The 18,638-nt window shown below is 30.1% G+C and carries 17 protein-coding genes; 12 read left to right on the top strand and 5 right to left on the bottom strand.

Features of this window, described 5'->3' with window-relative positions:
- Positions 1 to 19: 19 nt before the first annotated feature.
- From atpE to glmU, 8 genes are all read left to right on the top strand, one after another.
- On the top strand, positions 20 to 259 hold the full coding sequence (gene atpE / locus GN161_RS01715; protein ID WP_159714991.1) for a F0F1 ATP synthase subunit C: 240 nt from the start codon (positions 20 to 22) through the stop codon (positions 257 to 259).
- Between the two features lie 59 nt (positions 260 to 318).
- Positions 319 to 801, top strand: coding sequence for a F0F1 ATP synthase subunit B (gene atpF / locus GN161_RS01710; RefSeq protein ID WP_159714989.1), 483 nt, complete (start codon positions 319 to 321; stop codon positions 799 to 801).
- Positions 802 to 1,347, top strand: a complete 546-nt coding sequence (locus GN161_RS01705; RefSeq protein ID WP_159714987.1) for a F0F1 ATP synthase subunit delta — start codon at positions 802 to 804, stop codon at positions 1,345 to 1,347.
- Positions 1,348 to 1,383: 36 nt separating this feature from the next.
- Positions 1,384 to 2,925 (top strand): F0F1 ATP synthase subunit alpha, encoded by a 1,542-nt coding sequence (gene atpA, locus GN161_RS01700; RefSeq protein WP_159714985.1) that lies wholly within the window; start codon positions 1,384 to 1,386, stop codon positions 2,923 to 2,925.
- A gap of 28 nt (positions 2,926 to 2,953) precedes the next feature.
- Positions 2,954 to 3,823, top strand: coding sequence for a F0F1 ATP synthase subunit gamma (atpG, locus tag GN161_RS01695; RefSeq protein ID WP_159714983.1), 870 nt, complete (start codon positions 2,954 to 2,956; stop codon positions 3,821 to 3,823).
- 30 nt (positions 3,824 to 3,853) lie between these two features.
- Positions 3,854 to 5,242, top strand: coding sequence for a F0F1 ATP synthase subunit beta (atpD, locus tag GN161_RS01690; protein ID WP_159714981.1), 1,389 nt, complete (start codon positions 3,854 to 3,856; stop codon positions 5,240 to 5,242).
- Between the two features lie 40 nt (positions 5,243 to 5,282).
- On the top strand, positions 5,283 to 5,717 hold the full coding sequence (locus GN161_RS01685) for a F0F1 ATP synthase subunit epsilon (protein WP_159714979.1): 435 nt from the start codon (positions 5,283 to 5,285) through the stop codon (positions 5,715 to 5,717).
- Positions 5,718 to 5,826: 109 nt separating this feature from the next.
- On the top strand, positions 5,827 to 7,215 hold the full coding sequence (glmU, locus tag GN161_RS01680) for a bifunctional UDP-N-acetylglucosamine diphosphorylase/glucosamine-1-phosphate N-acetyltransferase GlmU (protein ID WP_159714977.1): 1,389 nt from the start codon (positions 5,827 to 5,829) through the stop codon (positions 7,213 to 7,215).
- Positions 7,216 to 7,440: 225 nt separating this feature from the next.
- Here the strand turns inward: glmU and mnmE are convergent, their stop codons facing one another.
- The 4 genes from mnmE to rpmH form a co-directional block, all read right to left on the bottom strand.
- Entirely contained in the window at positions 7,441 to 8,865 is a 1,425-nt protein-coding gene (gene mnmE, locus GN161_RS01675) for a tRNA uridine-5-carboxymethylaminomethyl(34) synthesis GTPase MnmE (RefSeq protein WP_159714975.1), read from the bottom strand.
- A 79-nt stretch (positions 8,866 to 8,944) separates the two neighbouring features.
- Complete coding sequence (gene yidC, locus GN161_RS01670) at positions 8,945 to 10,864, bottom strand: membrane protein insertase YidC (RefSeq protein WP_159714973.1); 1,920 nt, start codon at positions 10,862 to 10,864, stop codon at positions 8,945 to 8,947.
- Positions 10,843 to 11,190: a ribonuclease P protein component gene (gene rnpA, locus GN161_RS01665; RefSeq protein WP_159714971.1), complete on the bottom strand. Its 348-nt coding sequence runs from the start codon at positions 11,188 to 11,190 to the stop codon at positions 10,843 to 10,845. The genes yidC and rnpA overlap by 22 nt, the downstream gene beginning before the upstream one ends.
- A gap of 30 nt (positions 11,191 to 11,220) precedes the next feature.
- The gene (rpmH, locus tag GN161_RS01660) at positions 11,221 to 11,361 is read right to left on the bottom strand and encodes a 50S ribosomal protein L34 (RefSeq protein WP_159714969.1); all 141 of its coding nucleotides are present in this window, start codon (positions 11,359 to 11,361) and stop codon (positions 11,221 to 11,223) included.
- A gap of 337 nt (positions 11,362 to 11,698) precedes the next feature.
- Between rpmH and dnaN the strand changes: the two genes are divergently transcribed.
- The 3 genes from dnaN (at position 11,699) to GN161_RS01645 (ending at position 16,134) form a co-directional block, all read left to right on the top strand.
- Complete coding sequence (dnaN, locus tag GN161_RS01655; RefSeq protein ID WP_159714967.1) at positions 11,699 to 12,802, top strand: DNA polymerase III subunit beta; 1,104 nt, start codon at positions 11,699 to 11,701, stop codon at positions 12,800 to 12,802.
- A gap of 295 nt (positions 12,803 to 13,097) precedes the next feature.
- A complete protein-coding gene (gene gyrB, locus GN161_RS01650; RefSeq protein WP_159714966.1) occupies positions 13,098 to 15,515 on the top strand; it encodes a DNA topoisomerase (ATP-hydrolyzing) subunit B in 2,418 nt (805 codons plus the stop codon).
- Positions 15,516 to 15,723: 208 nt separating this feature from the next.
- Positions 15,724 to 16,134: an Hsp20 family protein gene (locus GN161_RS01645; protein WP_159714965.1), complete on the top strand. Its 411-nt coding sequence runs from the start codon at positions 15,724 to 15,726 to the stop codon at positions 16,132 to 16,134.
- Positions 16,135 to 16,295: 161 nt separating this feature from the next.
- Here the strand turns inward: GN161_RS01645 and GN161_RS01640 are convergent, their stop codons facing one another.
- Positions 16,296 to 17,303, bottom strand: coding sequence for an AI-2E family transporter (locus tag GN161_RS01640; protein WP_159714964.1), 1,008 nt, complete (start codon positions 17,301 to 17,303; stop codon positions 16,296 to 16,298).
- A gap of 416 nt (positions 17,304 to 17,719) precedes the next feature.
- On the opposite strand from GN161_RS01640, the gene glyQ reads away from it, so the two are divergent.
- A complete protein-coding gene (glyQ, locus tag GN161_RS01635; RefSeq protein WP_159714963.1) occupies positions 17,720 to 18,634 on the top strand; it encodes a glycine--tRNA ligase subunit alpha in 915 nt (304 codons plus the stop codon).
- Positions 18,635 to 18,638: the final 4 nt, after the last annotated feature.

Here is an 18,638-nt window from a genome sequence, read left to right as displayed (position 1 = left end):
TTGTAGGTAGGGGGTAATTATGGAACATTTAAGTTTTGATATGTTATATATAGCTGCGGCGATAATGATGGGGTTGGCAGCAATTGGTGCATCAATTGGTATTGGTATTTTAGGTAGTAAATTTTTAGAGGGGGCTGCGCGTCAACCAGATCTTATTCCTATTTTGCGTACTCAATTTTTTATTATTATGGGATTAGTCGATGCGATACCAATGATTACTGTGGGCCTTGGTTTATATGTGATGTTTTCTGCAGTTTAACGATTAATCATTGGATACATTGTGTTAGTTATTGATTATTAAATATCAGGATTTTTGCTGTGAATCTTAATGCAACGATATTGGGGCAAGCTATTTCGTTTGCTTTGTTTGTTTGGTTTTGTATGAAATATGTATGGTATCCGTTTATGTCTACTATTGAGAAACGTCAGAAAGAGATCTCTGACGATTTGGCTTCGGCTGCTCGTGCTAAAATAGAATCTGAACGTGCTAGCGCTGAATCTTTACTTTGTTTGACGCAAGCTAGACTTAAAGCCCAGGAAATTATAAAACAAGCTAATCAATATAAAGTAAAAATAATTGATGATGCTAAACATGAAGCAGAAAAGGAACAAAATAGAATTTTATCTCAAGCATTAGAACAGATTGTTCATGAAAGAAAACGTGTCGCTGATGATTTAAGAAAACAAATGAGCAAACTTGTAATTGAGGGTGCAGAGAAAATTATAGAGCATTCTATAAACGAAACAATTGATATAGATCTCGTAGATAATATTATTAATACGTTGTCGTATGAGGACTAAATGTCTAGTGTATTTGTAGTTGCTCGTATATATGCTCAAGCTATATTTGATATAGCGGTAGAACAAAGAAATATAAGCGAGTGGGAGTTAGTTCTTAATTTATTTTCTAAGATAAGTAAAAATGATTTAGTACACTCTTTATTTTTCAGATGTTTAGAGTCAAAAAGATTGTCAGATATATTTATTGCTATTTGTGAAGATTATCAACAAAAATCAATCGATATTTGTAGTAAAAATATAATTTATATCATGGCAGAAAATAATCGTTTATGGTTGTTACCAATTGTTTTTAAAGAATTTACGCATATACATACTATGTATATGCGTACCGTAGAAATAGAGGTTGTATCCGCTTGGCCTTTATGTTCTAAACAATTAAACAAAATTACTACTATGATGACCAAGCGTTTATCTAAAAAGGTGAATTTAGTATCTAAAATAAATAAAGATATACTGGCTGGAATAGTGATTCGTATTGATGATATTGTGATTGATGGAAGTATGCGTGGACGTATTTTGCGCTTAAATCGCATACTACAGTCTTAATGTGTGTTGAAATAATAGGTGTAAGTGAATAATATTATGCAATTAAATTCAAATGAAATTAGCAATTTAATTAAGCGACGTATTGCTCAATTTGATATAACGTGTGAGACTCGCAACGAAGGTACCATTACTACTGTAAGCGATGGGGTGATCCATATACATGGTTTGACAAATGTAATGCAAGGTGAAATGATTGCTTTGCCCTCGGATCAATTTGCTATAGCATTAAATTTAGAACGTGATTCTGTCGGTGCTGTGGTTATGGGTTCATATTTACATTTATCCGAGGGAATGGTAGTAAAATGTACAGGAAATATATTGCAAGTTCCTGTTGGAACGGGATTGCTAGGAAGAGTAGTGAATACATTAGGTGTTCCTGTGGATAATAAAGGAGCACTACAATGTTCTTGTTATCTTCCAGTGGAGGCTATTGCGCCTAGTGTAATTGATCGGAAATCGATAGATGAACCGATTCAAACCGGATATAAATGTGTTGATTCTATGATACCTATTGGCCGTGGTCAACGTGAACTAATTATAGGAGATAGGCAAACTGGAAAATCTGCATTAGCGATTGATACTATTATTAATCAACGTTATAGTGGAGTTAAGTGTATTTATGTTGCTATTGGTCAAAAAGCAACAACTGTAGCTAATGTTGTAAAAAAATTAGAAGAACATAATGCATTATCTAATACTATTATAGTTCTTGCATCTGCTTCTGAATCCGCTGTATTGCAGTATTTAGCGCCTTATGCTGGATGTGCTATGGGTGAATATTTTAGAGATCTTGGAGAAGATGCTTTAATTGTGTATGATGATCTTTCTAAACAAGCTATAGCTTATCGTCAAATTTCTTTATTATTACGACGTCCTCCTGGACGAGAAGCATATCCAGGAGATATATTTTATTTACATTCTCGTTTATTAGAAAGATCTTCTAAAGTTAGTTCTGATTATGTTGAGAGACGTACTTGTGGGAAAGTAATGGGAAAAACCGGTTCTTTGACTGCGATACCTATTATTGAAACTCAAGCAGGGGATGTTTCTTCATTTATTCCAACTAATGTTATTTCTATTACTGATGGTCAGATTTTTTTAGAATCTCATTTATTTAATTCAGGAATTCGTCCTGCGGTAAATCCAGGAATTTCAGTATCAAGAGTTGGAGGAGCTGCTCAAACTAATATTATGAAGGTGTTGTCTGGTGGAATTCGCACTGCTTTAGCTCAATATCGTGAATTAGCTGCTTTTTCTCAATTTGCTTCAGAATTAGATGAGATTACACAAAAACAATTGAAACATGGTCAAAAGGTGACCGAGTTACTAAAGCAGAAACAATATGAGCCTATGTCCATTGCAAGTCAGTCTATCGTTCTGTTTGCAGCAGTATATGGTTATTTAGAAGATATTGAGATTGCAAAGATAAGCCACTTCGAATCCGCATTAGTATTATATATGATTTATACAGAAAAGGAACTAATTAAAAGTATTGATCATGGTTGTGTATATGATATTAATATTGAAAATAAATTTAAAAGTATTATTGAAAATTTTAAATTAAACCAATCTTGGTAGGTTTCATTGTTATTATGGGATTTAAAATATGTCTGGTTCACAAGAAATACGTGGAAAAATAGATAGTATACGCAATATACAAAAAATTGCTAAGGCTATGGAAATGATTTCTGCTTCTAAGATTTATAAAACGCAGAAGCGTATGTTAGTCAGTAAACCGTATTCAGAAACTATTCGTAAAGTTATTAATCATATTTCTTTAGGAACATTGGAATATAAACATTCTTATTTTTTAGAACGACGAAAAATTCAATCTGTTGGTTATTGGATAATATCAACGGATAGAGGATTAACAGGAGGGTTAAATATTAATTTGTTCAGAAAATTATTATGTGATTTTGATAAATGGAATAATTTAGGAACAAATATAAAATTAGCTATGATTGGATCAAAAGCTGCTTCTTTTTTTCATTGCATGAAACCAATGAAGATAGTCAGTTGTGTTTATGGAATTGGAGATGCTCCGGAAATGTCATCGCTCATTGGTTCAGTGAGGATAATGTTGCAGTTATATGATAATAATCAAGTGGATAGATTGTATTTAGCATATAATAAATTTGTTAATACTTTATCTCAGATTCCTCAAGTTTTACAAATTTTACCGATCGTTTCCGTAGATAAAACTACGTTACGTACTAGATATTGGGATTATTTATATGAACCGGATTCTAAAACATTATTAAATAGTTTGTTGCAACGGTATATTGAATCACAAGTGTACCAAGGAGTAGTAGAAAATTTAGCTAGTGAACAGTCTGCTCGTATGATGGCGATGAAAACTGCTTCAGATAATGGAGAAGTTATTATTAATGATTTAAAATTATTTTATAACAAAGTTAGACAAACTAAAATTACAGAAGAACTTACAGAAATTGTTTCAGGAGCTTCTGTAATGTAAACAGAAGATATAGTTAGAGGTGTAATTAATATGAGTTCTGGAAAAATCATCCAGGTTATTGGAGCAGTGGTTGATGTTGCGTTTAAGCAAGATGTGGTGCCTACTGTATACCATGCTCTTGAAGTGAATATTGATAATTTTAATAAAAGGTTAATATTAGAAGTAGCGCAACAGTTAGGTGGAGGTATAGTACGCTGTATTGCTATGGGCAATACAGATGGTTTACGCCGTGGATTGATAGTTATTAACCTAAAACATCCTATTGAAGTCCCAGTAGGAAAGGAAACTTTAGGTCGTGTAGTGAATGTTTTAGGCGATCCAATTGATATGAAAGGACCGATTAAAGAAAAAGAAAAATGGGCTATTCATAGATCTGCTCCGTTGTATTCTGAATTGTCCACTGATCAAGAACTTTTGGTTACTGGTATTAAAGTGATTGATTTAATGTGTCCATTTGCTAAAGGAGGTAAAATTGGTCTTTTTGGAGGAGCAGGAGTTGGAAAGACTGTAAACATGATGGAGCTTATTCGAAATATTGCTGTAGAACATTCTGGTTATTCAGTATTTGTTGGTGTTGGGGAACGTACTCGTGAGGGTAATGATTTTTATCATGAAATGATTAATTCTCATGTTATTAGCAAAGTTGCTTTAGTATATGGCCAGATGAATGAACCACCTGGCAATAGATTACGTGTAGCTTTGACCGGTCTTACTATGGCGGAAAAATTTAGAGATGAAGGGCATGATGTATTGTTGTTTATAGATAATATATATCGTTATACTCTAGCTGGAACTGAGATTTCTGCATTGTTGGGTCGTATTCCTTCAGCAGTAGGGTATCAATCGACATTATCAGAAGAAATGGGTATTTTGCAAGAGCGTATCACTTCTACGAAGCGAGGTTCAATTACTTCTGTACAAGCGGTGTATGTCCCCGCAGATGATCTTACTGATCCATCTCCAGCTACTACTTTTTCTCATTTAGACGCAACTATAGTTTTAAGTCGTCAAGTTGCTGCTCTTGGTATTTATCCTGCGGTAGATCCATTAGATTCTAACAGTCAACAATTAAATCCTCTTATTATAGGACAAGAACATTACGATGTGGCTTGTAGTGTTAGATCTATCTTACAGCGTTATCAAGAGCTTAAAGATATTATTGCTATCTTAGGTATGGATGAATTATCAGAAGAAGATAAATTAATAGTATTACGTTCTAGAAAAATTCAAAGATTTCTATCGCAACCGTTTTTTGTCGCTGAGGTGTTTACTGGATTCTCTGGAGCATATGTTTCTTTAAAAGATACTATTCGAGGATTTAAAGAAATAGTAGAGGGAAAATATGATCATATTCCAGAACAAGCATTCTATATGGTAGGAACTATAGAAGAAGTTATAGAAAAAAATAAAACGTTTTAAATTGTCGTTATATTGCAGGCAATGTTGAAAAGGTACGGATATGTATAGGCATGATTATTATTTAACCGTTGTTTCTGTTGAAAGGCAGATATTTTCTGGTGCAGTTCAGAAAATTCAAATAATGGGTATTGAAGGTGAAATGGGTATTTTTCCGGGTCATGCTCCATTACTTACTTCGATTAAGCCGGGGGTTTTACGTATAGTGCATTCGTGTGGTAATGAAGAATATATATATATATCTGGAGGTATACTTGAGGTTCAGAAGAATATAGTGACAATATTAGCGGATACAGCCATTCGCGCTGAAGAATTAGATGAAAAAAAAGCTAAAGAAGCTAAACATAAAGCTGAGAAATATATTAAAGGTACACGATATAGTGATGATATAGATTATATTAAAATAGCTGCAGATTTATCTAAAGCTATTGCAAAACTTAGATTGATTGAATTAACTAAAAGAAATAATCATATGTAATTAATGATTATAGCATAAAAACAATTTTTTATTTGTATGAGTGTAATTGTGTATTGCGGTCTAGTGATAAGTTAATTTATATATAAAAATTAAAAGAGATATGTAGATTATGGTGCATATTAATTGTAGTGCAATTATTCTTGCTGCCGGTAGAGGCAATAGAATGTTGTCTGATACACCAAAAGCATTATACCAAATTGGTGGTAAGTTTATATTGCAACATCTGATGGATTCTGTAATACAGGTTGGTGTTAAGTCCGTATATGTAGTTTATGGTTATAAAGGGGCAGCAGTAATGGAAAACATTAATACGGATAAGTTTAAAATTCCTGTATATTGGATATTACAAGATGAGCTTATTGGGACTGGCAATGCTGTTCAGAGAGTATTACCAGTTATCAGTGATAGTGAAGAAGTGCTTATTTTATATGGTGATGTTCCTTTTATTTCTTATCAAACATTACAACGATTACATTCTATTAAATCACAGTGTGATATAAGTATTTTAACAGCTACATTACCTAATCCAAATGGGTACGGACGCATAATTCGGAACCAAGAAGGTAGTGTTGTTAGTATCTTAGAACATGATGATATTGTTAATGATGATCAAAAACAAATTAAAGAAATTAATACTGGTATTTTTATTGCTGTTTCTGGGCATTTAAAGTTTTGGTTAAATACATTAACGCCTCATAGGTTAACAAATGAATTTTATTTAACAGATATTGTCCATATAGCTTATCAGTCAGGTTACGTTATACATACTATGTGTTCTACTGACACATTTGAAATTATGGGGGTAAACAGTAAATCAGATTTAGTTTATTTAGACAGACAGTATCAAAAAAGACAAGTACAATATTTGTTATCATCGGGATTAATAATAACTGATCCTAATAGATTTGATTTAAGAGGAACGTTAGTGCATGGAAAAGATGTGAATATAGATGTAAATGTTATTATTGAAGGACATGTGTCTTTGGGAAATAGAGTGAAAATAGGAGCAAGTTGTATACTAAAAGATACAGTTGTTGAAGATGATGTAGTAATATATCCATTTTCAATCATTGAAAATGCAAAAATAAGTTTTCAAAGTAAAGTTGGGCCATTTGTTCGATTGAGACCAGGAACTGAATTAAAAGAAAAAAGTCATGTGGGAAATTTTGTTGAGATAAAAAATACTCGATTGGGCGAACGATCAAAAGTTAGACATCTTAGTTATTTAGGTGATGCAAATATTGGTACTCAAGTCAATATTGGGGCGGGCACTATTATTTGTAATTATGATGGTATTAAGAAGCATCATACTATCATCGGCGACAATGTTTTTATTGGTGCTGATAGTCAATTGGTAGCTCCAGTAACTATTGGAAAAAGAGCGATTATTGGAGCTGGAACTACAGTCACAAAAGATGTGCCAGCTGGTGAAACTATCATTAGTAGAATACGACAATTTTCTATTTTAAATTGGAAGCGATCAAAAAAGAAAAAATGATTCTATTTTTTATTTATTTCATTTGTATAAGAAATAATTATTGTGTTTATTCTTTATTATAGTTGTATTATGTAGTTGATTTTTTATATTAATTGTGAATATATATTATACCAAGTATAGAATTTTTTATGTATTAGTATGTAAAGTACTTTGTAACATCAAGTTATTTGAAGAACATATATTTATATGAATCAATGTGAGTTTGTTTATGAAGTTAATATATTTTTATTTTCCAATACAAAATGTGGAAAATATTTTTTGTAATAAGTCTTCAGAGGTAAATTTTCCAAAAATTTTACTTAGTTCATTATGTGCTAATTTAAGATCTTCTGCAAAAAGTTCATTGATTATCGTACCAGATAATAGTTGATTATAAGCGGAAAGAAGATATTGGGAAGATTTTTCAAGAGCATCTAAATGACGTCTACGTGCGATAAAATTCCCTTGGTTTTCAGTAGAATTGTAAGGATGATTTTTTTGTATTTTAGACTGTATATTTTTACTTAAATGTTCTCTTACAAAATTTATTCCATCGTCAAACAAAGCTGATAGTGTGATAATTGTATAATTGTTGATTGTGCTCATTCCGGTTTTATTTTTAGTTAAATCAGATTTATTATGTATAATTGTGATGGGGATCTTTTTATTTTTTGATAATAATATTTTTTCTACATGTTGTAATGTGATAATATTTGGATATTCCATATTCATATTATTATTATTATTGGAATCAATTACCCATAATATATGATCTGCGTTACTTAATTCGTTCCATGCGCGTTTTATGCCAATTTGTTCTATTTCATTATCGCTTCTTTTTTGTAACCCAGCGGTATCAGTAATATGGAACGCTACTCCATCTAATTGAATGCATTCGTGTAATGTATCTCGAGTAGTTCCAGATATTGTACTTACAATTGCTCTGTCAATTCCAATTAATGAGTTAAATAAACTAGATTTTCCAGCATTTGGTTGTCCAGCAATCACTATTTTTATCCCTTCACGTAATAAAACACCGTGACAGGCTAATTTGTATGTTTGTTTCATATTATTTGTAATACTTTTTAATTTTTTTTTAATTTCATCATGTGAAATGATATTAATTTCTTCTTCTGAAAAATCAATAGAAGACTCTATGTATGTGCGTAAAGTACTAAGTTGTTCTGATATTATACGTATTTTACGAGAAAAGATTCCTTTTAAAGAGTTTGCCGCTGATTTGGCGGCTTGTTGTGAAGTGGCATCAATAATGTCGGCGATTGCTTCTGCTTGAATGAGATCTATTTTGTTATTTAAGAATGCTCGTTTACTAAATTCTCCTGGATGTGCTATTCGAATAGTAGGGGATATTTTTAAAATTCGTTCTAACAAAATATCTAAAATTATTTGACCACCATGTCCGTGAATTTCTAATATGTTTTCTCCCGTAAAAGAATTGGGCTCAGGAAAAAATAAAGCTATTATTTTTTCTAATATGGATCCATCTGTATCTAAAAATGGTAAATATTCTGCTTTTCTAGGTTCAGGTGTTTTGCCTAATAATTGAGGAATAATTGTAGGAACTGATTTTCCGGACATTCGTATAATCCCAATTCCTCCGCGTCCTGGAGGGGTAGAAATAGCAACTATTGTATCAACTAAATAGTTCATATAAAATTTTTTGTTACTTTAAAACGTGTTGGAATATGAAAATATGCTTATTCAATGATTGTTTAAATACTATTATAAATCATTTTTTATTATGTAATCCTTTTTTTTCTAATCCTTGATAAATCATTTGTTGTTGAATGATGGTAATTACATTGCTTGCTATATAATATAATACTAAGCCAGATGGGAACCATAAAAAGAATATAGTAAAAATTATCAACATGATAGTCATCATTTTTTTTTGTATTGTATCAGTAATCGTAGTAGGTGACATTTTTTGTATAAAAAACATAGTAATTCCCATCAAGATCGGTAATATATAATAAGGGTCTTGAGCGGATAAGTCATGAATCCAGAAAGCAAATTTAGCGTGCCTCAATTCTACAGAACCTGATAACATGTAGTATAGGGCTAAGAATATTGGCATTTGAATTAATAAAGGTAAACATCCGCCTAATGGGTTTACTTTTTCTTCTTTATATAATTCTATGGTTTTTTGATGATATTGATGTTTGTCATGTTTATATTCTTCTTGTATTGAAGATAATTTAGGTTGTAACATGCGTATTTTTGCCATAGAAGTATATTGTGCTTTAGTTAAGGGATACATAATTAAACGTATAATTAATGTTATTATGATAATAGATATACCCCAATTTCCTATGTAGTTATAAATAAAACTTAGTAATTTAAATAATGGTTGGGCAATGAACCACAACCATCCATAGTCAATGATTAAATCTAAATTTGGAGCTGTTGCTCGCATTTTTTCTTGAATTTTTGGCCCTATCCATAATATAGATGTTAGTTCACCTTTTTTTCCTGTAGGAATATATAATGAATCGGATTGAAAACCTATAGAAACACTATTGTTGTCATGATGAGTAGTATAAAATGTAATGTTTCCTTGAGTGAGGGGGATCCAAGCTGTCGCAAAGTATTTTTGTGACATTGCTATCCAACCTTTAGAGGTATTAATATTTAAGTTTATATTTTTTATATCTTTGAAGCTATATTTTTGATATTTTTTTTTATCCGTAGAATACGCTGATCCTCTATAAGAGTATAAAGGGAAATTATCTTCGTTGTTACTATTATCATGTGATTTAGGATAGTGTATAGATTGCACTAAATTACCAAATAATTTAATTTTTAATGGGTGAGTACTTATATTATTGATTGTATAATATACATATATGGAATAGTTATTTCTACTAAAAATATAATTCTTAGTATATATAATTCCATTGGAGGCGTGATGTATTAAATTTAATTGTAATTTATTTTCATTTTCTGGTAGTGTGTATATATTTTGATTGGTTTTAGTGGTATATAATAGTTTTTTATTATTAAGTGATTTATCTTTTGGTATATTTTCTATTATTAGTCCACTGTTCGTTTGGTATATAAATTCTTGCGAAGTACTTAGTAAGTGAAAAGGTTCTTTAGAGTTTAAATTTTTCAGATAATTCAGTAGATATGCTTCTTCAATATCTCCTCCATAAGTATTTATTTTGAGTAAAAGTACATCTGTTTTTATTGTAATCACATGACTGGCATTGTTAATATATTTTATTTCATCATTATTTTTAGACTGAATCAATGGGCATGTGTTTACATCTATATTTATGTTTTTAACATTCATTCTTTGATGATATTCTGTTTGCCATGTTTGCCATAGTAAAAACGACACAATTAAAAAAATTGTCACAAAGAAATTACGTTGTAAATCCATATTTATTATGCCCTGAATACGTGAGTATGAAGAATATTTAAATTTTTTATTGTTGTTGACAGTTAAAGGATGACACTGTAATATGCGCATGCATGTTATACAAATACCTCGTAACATTCCGAATTTATGTATTGACTCGATCCCATATTGAGAACATGTTATTTTAAAACGGCAATGATGACCTAATATAGGGCTGATACTGATTTGGTATCCATATATTAACCATATTATGCTTTTTTCTATTAACGCAAATGGTGATACCATAATTTTTCAAGTTCTTTTATCAGTGCATTGTTTGTCAAATAAATAATATCTTTTGAGCGAATAGTTAGCACAAAGTCTTTTGCCGATAAGTTATGTTGATATGCGCGAAAAGTTTCGCGCATATGTCTTTTTATTTTATTGCGTTCATGAGCGTATTTAATATATTTTTTCGAGATAGCTAATCCAATGCGAGGATATCCTAAGTGATTAGGTCTACTTAATAAAGTTATTTTGGTTGTTTTAATACGTTCTGGTTTTTGAAAAACAAAAACAAACTCATTTAAATTTAACAATCGTGCCTGTTTAGGTAAACATTTTTTATTCATCTGGTTGCATTAATAGTTTTTATTGAACATTTAAAAAGATACAACCAATCGCACACGTCTCTTAGCTCTGCGTCTTGATAATATTTGACGCCCTTGTCTACTTGACATTCTTGCTCTAAATCCGTGTGTTCTATTACGTTTTAATACGGAAGGCTGAAAGGTGCGTTTCATATTTAAATTTTTGTATGTTTACTTAGTAACAAAAGTAATTTTCAATTTTTTATTTAGTTAAAATATGTATAAACCAGTATGTATATTACTGTATAGTATATATAAAGTCAAAAAAAAATTAAAGTTTGTTTTATCATTTTATGATTAATCTATTTTGAAGAACAGATTAATGAAAGATGAGTGTGTACGTGGTTGTATTGTGAAGTTTTTATTAGTTTATTAATGTATTTATATTTTATATTTCGTATAGTATTCTACTATAGTATACGCTTGAAATGTTAGTAAAAAATCATCATCAATTAATTAATTAAAATACGATATAAAATAAAGTTTAACTATGAATTTTATAATAGATAGAAAGTCATTATATCAACCTTTGCAAAAATTAGTGAGTATCATCAGTGGGCGGCCAAGGATGCCAATATTAAACCACGTGTTATTAGAAGTCAGTGACAACTATTTGTTTATTACTGCTACAGATTTAGAAATAGAAATAACAGTTCGAGTAATGTTGATGAATAAATATTCCGTTGGGTCTATTACAGTACCAGGACGTAAGTTTTTTGAAATTTGTAGGAGTTTACCTGAGTCATCAAAGATTTCTATAACATCAAAAGATGATAAACTAACCATTTGTACTGAATATAGTACATTTCATTTTTCTATGTTTTGTTCATCAGATTTTCCTAAATTAGAGGAATGGGATAGTAAATCAAAATTAGTTATATCACAAACTATTTTAAAAAAAATGATTGAATTAACTCAATTTTCTATGGGGCATCAAGATGTACGTTATTATTTAAATGGTATATTTTTTGAAACTAAAGAACATGTGTTGCGTATCGTAGCAACAGATGGTCATCGTTTAGCAAGTTGCGAAACAACTGTGGATACATTGTTACCATATCAATCGATCATCATACCTCGTAAAGGGGTTATTGAAATATTGCGTTTGTTAAGCGTTAGAGAAAAATTAGTTGATATTCAAACAAATCATAACAGTATTCGTATAAAGATAGATAATTATATTTTTACTTCTAAATTAATTGATGCTGTATTTCCAAATTATCGTAATGTTTTTTTAAAAGGTTCTGAAAATGTTTTGGAAGTAGCATGTGATACTTTAAGAAATGCTTTAAAACGAGCAGCTATTGTTTCTCATGCAAAGCTTCGTGTTATTCAATTTAAGTTAGTTAATAATCAGTTAAAAATAACTGCACATAATTTTGAACATGAAGCATCAGAAGAAATTTTAGATGTTTTGTATTCAGGGCGAAATATGGAAATCTCTTTCAATGTAGACTATTTACTTGATATACTTCATGTAATGGATACCGAAATCTTACATTTTTTTTTTACTAACGAAATTTCTAGTGTTCAGATTGAAAGTACAGTAAAATGTTATGGTGCAACATATATCGTCATGCCAATTCGAACATAATAAGATTTTCGGATTGTAATGTAACATATATTTTACTATTAAAATCGTGTGTTAGATTTTGGGTGGAAGTTAATAATAACAGTCAGAATAAATCGTTATGTATATGTAATTACATATTACAATTATTATATGTATGTTTATTATTTCAATATAATACTGATGACATGAGCAAGATGATATGCGTGTGCATGTGTATATAATTTAGTAGGATTTAAAGCTCGATGATAACGATCTTCGATATATATATATATATATAAACTAATTTGATAATTTTATGTTATACAGGAACACGATTATGTTGAGCGCTTATGATTCTTCAAGTATTAAGATCTTAAAAGGATTAGATGCGGTACGAAAACGTCCTGGGATGTATATTGGAAATACTGATGATGGAACAGGGTTGCACCACATGGTATTTGAAGTCGTGGATAATGCGATTGATGAAGCGATTGCGGGATATTGTAAAAAAATAATGGTAATAATTCATCAAGATAATTCAGTGTCGGTCAAGGATGACGGACGTGGTATACCTACAGGTATACATGAAGAAGAAGGAATATCTGCTGCTGAAGTGATTATGACTATACTGCATGCTGGGGGTAAATTTGACAATAATAATTATAAAGTATCAGGAGGATTGCATGGCGTTGGAGTGTCAGTAGTTAATGCATTGTCGGAACGATTAGAATTGATAATAAAAAGAGATTTTAAAATCTATAAACAAGTATATTGTGAAGGAAAACCCCTATCATCTTTAGAAGTGATAGGGGACAGCAAACGAACTGGCACTATGATACGTTTTTGGCCAAGTCTTAAAACGTTTACGAATAAGACTGAATTTCAATATGAGATTTTAGCTAGACGTTTTAGGGAGCTATCATTTTTAAATTCTGGGATTATAATTATTTTACGTGATTATCGTAGTAATAAAGAGGAAAACTTTCATTGTTCAGGTGGATTGAAAGCTTTTGTGAAATATTTGAGTATCAATAGAACACCGATTCATCCTAATGTATTTTATTGTTTAGGAAAAAAAGGGGATACTTACATAGAAGTTGCATTGCAATGGAATGATAATTTTCAAGAAAAAATATATTCTTTTACTAATAATATACCTCAACGTGATGGTGGGACTCATTTAGCAGGATTGAGATCTGCTATTACAAGAACAATGCATTTTTATATAGATAAAGAGGGGTATAACAATAGAAAAGTTAAAGTTGTTACTATAGGCGATGATGCTAGAGAAGGTTTGGTAGCTATATTATCCATTAAAGTACCGAATCCAAAATTTTCTTCTCAAACTAAAGATAAATTAATTTCATCAGAGGTGAAAACTGCTGTTGAGTCATTAATTTATGAAAAGTTAATAGAGTTTTTTTTAGAGAATCCAGTAGATTCTAAAAATATAATCAATAAAGTTATAGGAGCTGCTCGTGCTCGAGAAGCAGCAAGAAAAATTAGGGATGTGACGCGTCGTAAAGGATTATTTGATATTTCGACTCTTCCAGGTAAGTTAGCTGATTGTCAAGAAAAAAATCCAGTTTATTCTGAGTTGTATTTAGTAGAAGGGGATTCTGCTGGCGGGTCTGCAAAGCAAGGTAGAAATCGTAAAAATCAAGCAGTGTTGCCACTAAAAGGTAAGATATTGAATGTAGAAAAAGCACGTTTTGATAAAATGTTGACCTCTCAGGAAGTAATGACATTGATTACTGCTCTTGGATGTGGAATAGGTCCAAATGAATATAATCCAGATAAATTGCGATATCATAATATTATAGTTATGACGGATGCAGATATCGATGGAGCTCATATTCGTACTTTATTGTTGACTTTTTTTTATCGTCAGATGCCAGAAATTATTGAAAGAGGGTATGTATTTATTGCGCAGCCTCCTTTATATAAAGTGCAGAAGGGGCATAAAGAGCAATATCTGAGGGATGAAGAAGAAATGAATAGATATCAAATATCAATAGCAATAGGTAATGCTTTTTTTTATATTAATCCTGATATTCCTCCGTTGAGAGGAAAAATTTTAGAGCAGTTGATTTTTGAATATTATTTAATACAAAAAATCATTGTTCGTATGGAACGTCAGTTTCCAAAGTTATTACTTGATAGATTAATTTATCATTCAGTTTTATCTGAGAAACAGTGGTATTGTTATGAAAGCGTTAAAATATGGGCAAGATCATTAGTTAATTCGTTGAGTAATTTTGAAGAATATGGTAGTAGTTATAATTTTATTATTGTACAAAATCATAAGCACAAATATTTTGAACCGATACTACGTGTAAGAACATATGGTATTAATATAGATTATGTATTAAGTATGGATTTTATAAATAGTCATGAATATAAAAAATTGGTGTCTTTCGGAATGAGAATGAATGAATTGTGTCTTTCAAATGCGTATGTAGAATATGGAGCATATCGTAAACAGGTGCATTCTTTTGACCAAGCAGTGAAATGGCTCATGCAGGAGTCTCGAAAAGGATTAATAATACAACGTTACAAAGGATTAGGTGAAATGAATCCGGATCAATTATGGGAAACGACTATGAATCCAAAAAATAGGTGTATGTTGCGTGTAACAATAAAAGATGCGATAGAAGCTGATCACTTGTTTACAACACTTATGGGTGATTTAGTTGAACCGAGACGTGCATTCATTGAAGAGAATGCGTTAAAAGCGACGAATGTGGATTATTAAATTGTTTATTATATCTGGATAAATTTTTATATATATAGCAGTATATTTTTGTATTCAATAGACAGCGTTATTATGTAATAATATGGTTGAAAATACAGGTATATATAGTACTATAATATGGTGGTAATATTATTGTAAAAACACAGTTATTATGTCTATACTTTTGAATTTATAAAAGTTAGTAATTATTTTTTTTGGAGTGTTATATATGCGTAATTTTGATTTTTCTCCATTATACGGTTCTGTCATTGGATTTGATAGATTAGTTAATTTTTTGGAGGTTGGACAAAGTAATGATGATTATCCTCCTTATAATGTTGAGTTAGTTAGTGAACATAAATACTGTATTTCTATTGTAGTAGCCGGTTTTACGAATAGTGAGTTGGATATTACAATGCATGATAATATGTTAGTAGTCAAAGGAATACATGTTGATTCTCATCAAAATTCTAAAAATTATTTGTATCAAGGTATTACTGAGCATAATTTTGAAAGAAAATTTCAATTAGCTGAACATATTCAAATAACAGGTGCAAATTTGGAATATGGAATTCTTTATATACATTTGGAAAGAATATTGCCAGATACATTAAAACCAAGGCGTATAGAAATTAAATAGAGTAATTATATTTATTATTGTAATTATGTTCAATAAAATCACACCGGTCTTTATCTGTGATGTATATAAAGACCGGTGTGATTTTATTGATTTATTGTATATTTCATGGTTCTTGGTTACTTAATAATATTAAGTAAGTTGTCATATCAAAGTATTGGTTGTTAAATTAATTTTTTTAAACGTAGCTCGGTTTTTAAGTAAGCATAAAAAATAGGAGCTGCTATTAAACCTTCTAGTCCAAATATCGATTCTAGCAACAGCATTGAAAGTATCAACTCCCAGGGATTAGCATTGATTTTATTTCCAATGATTTCGGCATTAAGAAAATATTCTAATTTGTGAATTAAAATTAGATAAATAAGCATTGTCACTCCAATACTTAACGAGACAGATAAAGCAGCAATCGTAACTATAACATTAGAGATAAGATTACCTATAATTGGTAACATACCTAAAATGAAAGTAATAATAGTTAAAGTTTTTCCTAATGGTAAAGTTTGTCCAATTAATGGCAATAAAATAAAAATCATAATAGATGTTAATAATGTGTTGATTGAAGAAATCTTGATTTGAGCAAAAACAATATTACGAAATGCTTGAGATAGATTATATATACGTTCTGACATTTGGATAGTAAAATATGTATCGTTAGTATGTTTGTTTTTAGATTTACTGCAAGATACTAAGACACCAACTACTAATCCTACTAATAAACTAATAAATCCGTGTAGAAAAGTATGGCCCATATTGCGAATAAGAATGAAGTTTGACTCAATCCAATTAAATATTTGATCTTTTAGTTCTTCGGTGGTATTTGGTAAAAAGGAAGGTAAAAAATCAGGAAGTCTTTTTTTTAAATCAGAAAAAATTCGATTAACCTCAATAGAGATATTAACTTTATTAATATCTTCTGTAAAAAAGTTAGTAAAACTAATAATTCCTATAGTGATAATAATAGTTATACTTATAACAATGAGTATTACTGCAATCCAACGAGCGTGACTAATTCCAATAAAACGTTTTAAGTAAGACGCAAAAGATACTATAATTTCATAAGTTAAAAATCCAGAAAAAAAACAAGGAAATAAACCTAACGGTATCACAGTCATTAAACATATAGATATTATTAAATAAGAGATGGTTATGATTGATGTTGCCTGAGAAATCATTTTTATGTCCTAATGCATGTATCTGTCATTAACATACAATTCCTTGTTAGGGTATAGGATAAATTAGAGGTTCTCAAATTTTGAGCATATAATTTTTTTCATTTAGTTATATAGCCTATTTATAAAATTAATTATAGAATTAATGTGTTGCAATTATTTGATGTAGATTGTTATGTAATTTATATATAACAAAAATAATATATTTAAAACTTAATAGATATCAGCGTGTATATTTTTTTTTGAAATCTTTCTTGGATCTATATTATGTATCAATACATATATTGAGTTGTAATTTAAGATGTTTTAATCATATGATGAGAATATTACTTTTTTAAATATAAATCCATGTTTATTATGAATAATCGTTATACTGTAACAAATTTAAAACACGGTAATTTTTTAAATAAATAAGAAAAATGTACGATAACAATAATTCAAAAACTTTTCAAGGATTAATACGGACGTTGGAAAATTATTGGGAACGCTGTGGTTGTCTTATCGCGCAACCATTAGATATAGAAGTTGGAGCAGCTACTTCTCATCCGATAACTTTTTTTAATGCTATTGGTCCAGAGCCTGCGGCTTTTTCTTATGTTCAGGTCTCCCGTAGACCTATGGATAGTCGATATGGTCAAAATCCAAATAGATTACAGCAATATTATCAGTTTCAAGTAATTATGAAACCTTCTCCAAGAAATATGTTGCAGTTGTATTTAGATTCTTTAAAAATGATTGAACTAGATCATATAAAAAATGATATTTGTTTTATAGAAGATAATTGGGAAAATCCTACGCTTGGAGCATGGGGTTTGGGCTGGGAAATTTGGTTGAATGGAATGGAAATAACACAATTTACTTATTTTCAGCAAATAGGTGGATTAGAATGTAAACCTGTTACTGGAGAAATAACCTATGGTTTAGAGCGTTTATCTTTGTTCTTACAAGGAGTAGATAATATTTATGATTTAGTTTGGAGTCATGGTGTATTAGGATCTGTTACATACAGAGACCTTTTTTATCAAAATGAATTAGAACAATCAATTTATAATTATGAACATACTGATATTAAATCTTTGTTTGAAATTTTTAATCAATATGAGAACGAAATCAAATATTTAATTACTATGACGCGACCATTACCTTTTCCGGCATATGAACGCATTTTAAAAGCAATACACATTTTTAATTTGTTAGATGCTAGAAAAGTAATTTCTGTTACAGAAAGAAAAAATTATATTTTACGTATTCGTGCATTATCAAAAATGATAGCCGAAGCTTATTACATATTTCGTAAAAAATTGGGGTTTCCTATGTGTATGAAGAAATTATAATATA

Source organism: Blochmannia endosymbiont of Camponotus nipponensis, assembly GCF_009827135.1.
Lineage (GTDB): Bacteria > Pseudomonadota > Gammaproteobacteria > Enterobacterales > Enterobacteriaceae > Blochmanniella.
This window is presented reverse-complemented; position numbering and strand designations above follow the sequence as displayed.

Bases quoted from the DNA above. Each gene is read 5' to 3' on its own strand.
- atpE (WP_159714991.1), top strand. From the start codon at position 20: ATGGAACATTTAAGTTTTGATATGTTATATATAGCTGCGGCGATAATG.
- GN161_RS01705 (WP_159714987.1), top strand. From the start codon at position 802: ATGTCTAGTGTATTTGTAGTTGCTCGTATATATGCTCAAGCTATATTT.
- atpA (WP_159714985.1), top strand. From the start codon at position 1,384: ATGCAATTAAATTCAAATGAAATTAGCAATTTAATTAAGCGACGTATT.
- atpG (WP_159714983.1), top strand. From the start codon at position 2,954: ATGTCTGGTTCACAAGAAATACGTGGAAAAATAGATAGTATACGCAAT.
- atpD (WP_159714981.1), top strand. From the start codon at position 3,854: ATGAGTTCTGGAAAAATCATCCAGGTTATTGGAGCAGTGGTTGATGTT.
- GN161_RS01685 (WP_159714979.1), top strand. From the start codon at position 5,283: ATGTATAGGCATGATTATTATTTAACCGTTGTTTCTGTTGAAAGGCAG.
- glmU (WP_159714977.1), top strand. From the start codon at position 5,827: ATGGTGCATATTAATTGTAGTGCAATTATTCTTGCTGCCGGTAGAGGC.
- mnmE (WP_159714975.1), bottom strand. From the start codon at position 8,865: ATGAACTATTTAGTTGATACAATAGTTGCTATTTCTACCCCTCCAGGA.
- yidC (WP_159714973.1), bottom strand. From the start codon at position 10,864: ATGGTATCACCATTTGCGTTAATAGAAAAAAGCATAATATGGTTAATA.
- rnpA (WP_159714971.1), bottom strand. From the start codon at position 11,190: ATGAATAAAAAATGTTTACCTAAACAGGCACGATTGTTAAATTTAAAT.
- rpmH (WP_159714969.1), bottom strand. From the start codon at position 11,361: ATGAAACGCACCTTTCAGCCTTCCGTATTAAAACGTAATAGAACACAC.
- dnaN (WP_159714967.1), top strand. From the start codon at position 11,699: ATGAATTTTATAATAGATAGAAAGTCATTATATCAACCTTTGCAAAAA.
- gyrB (WP_159714966.1), top strand. From the start codon at position 13,098: ATGTTGAGCGCTTATGATTCTTCAAGTATTAAGATCTTAAAAGGATTA.
- GN161_RS01645 (WP_159714965.1), top strand. From the start codon at position 15,724: ATGCGTAATTTTGATTTTTCTCCATTATACGGTTCTGTCATTGGATTT.
- GN161_RS01640 (WP_159714964.1), bottom strand. From the start codon at position 17,303: ATGATTTCTCAGGCAACATCAATCATAACCATCTCTTATTTAATAATA.
- glyQ (WP_159714963.1), top strand. From the start codon at position 17,720: ATGTACGATAACAATAATTCAAAAACTTTTCAAGGATTAATACGGACG.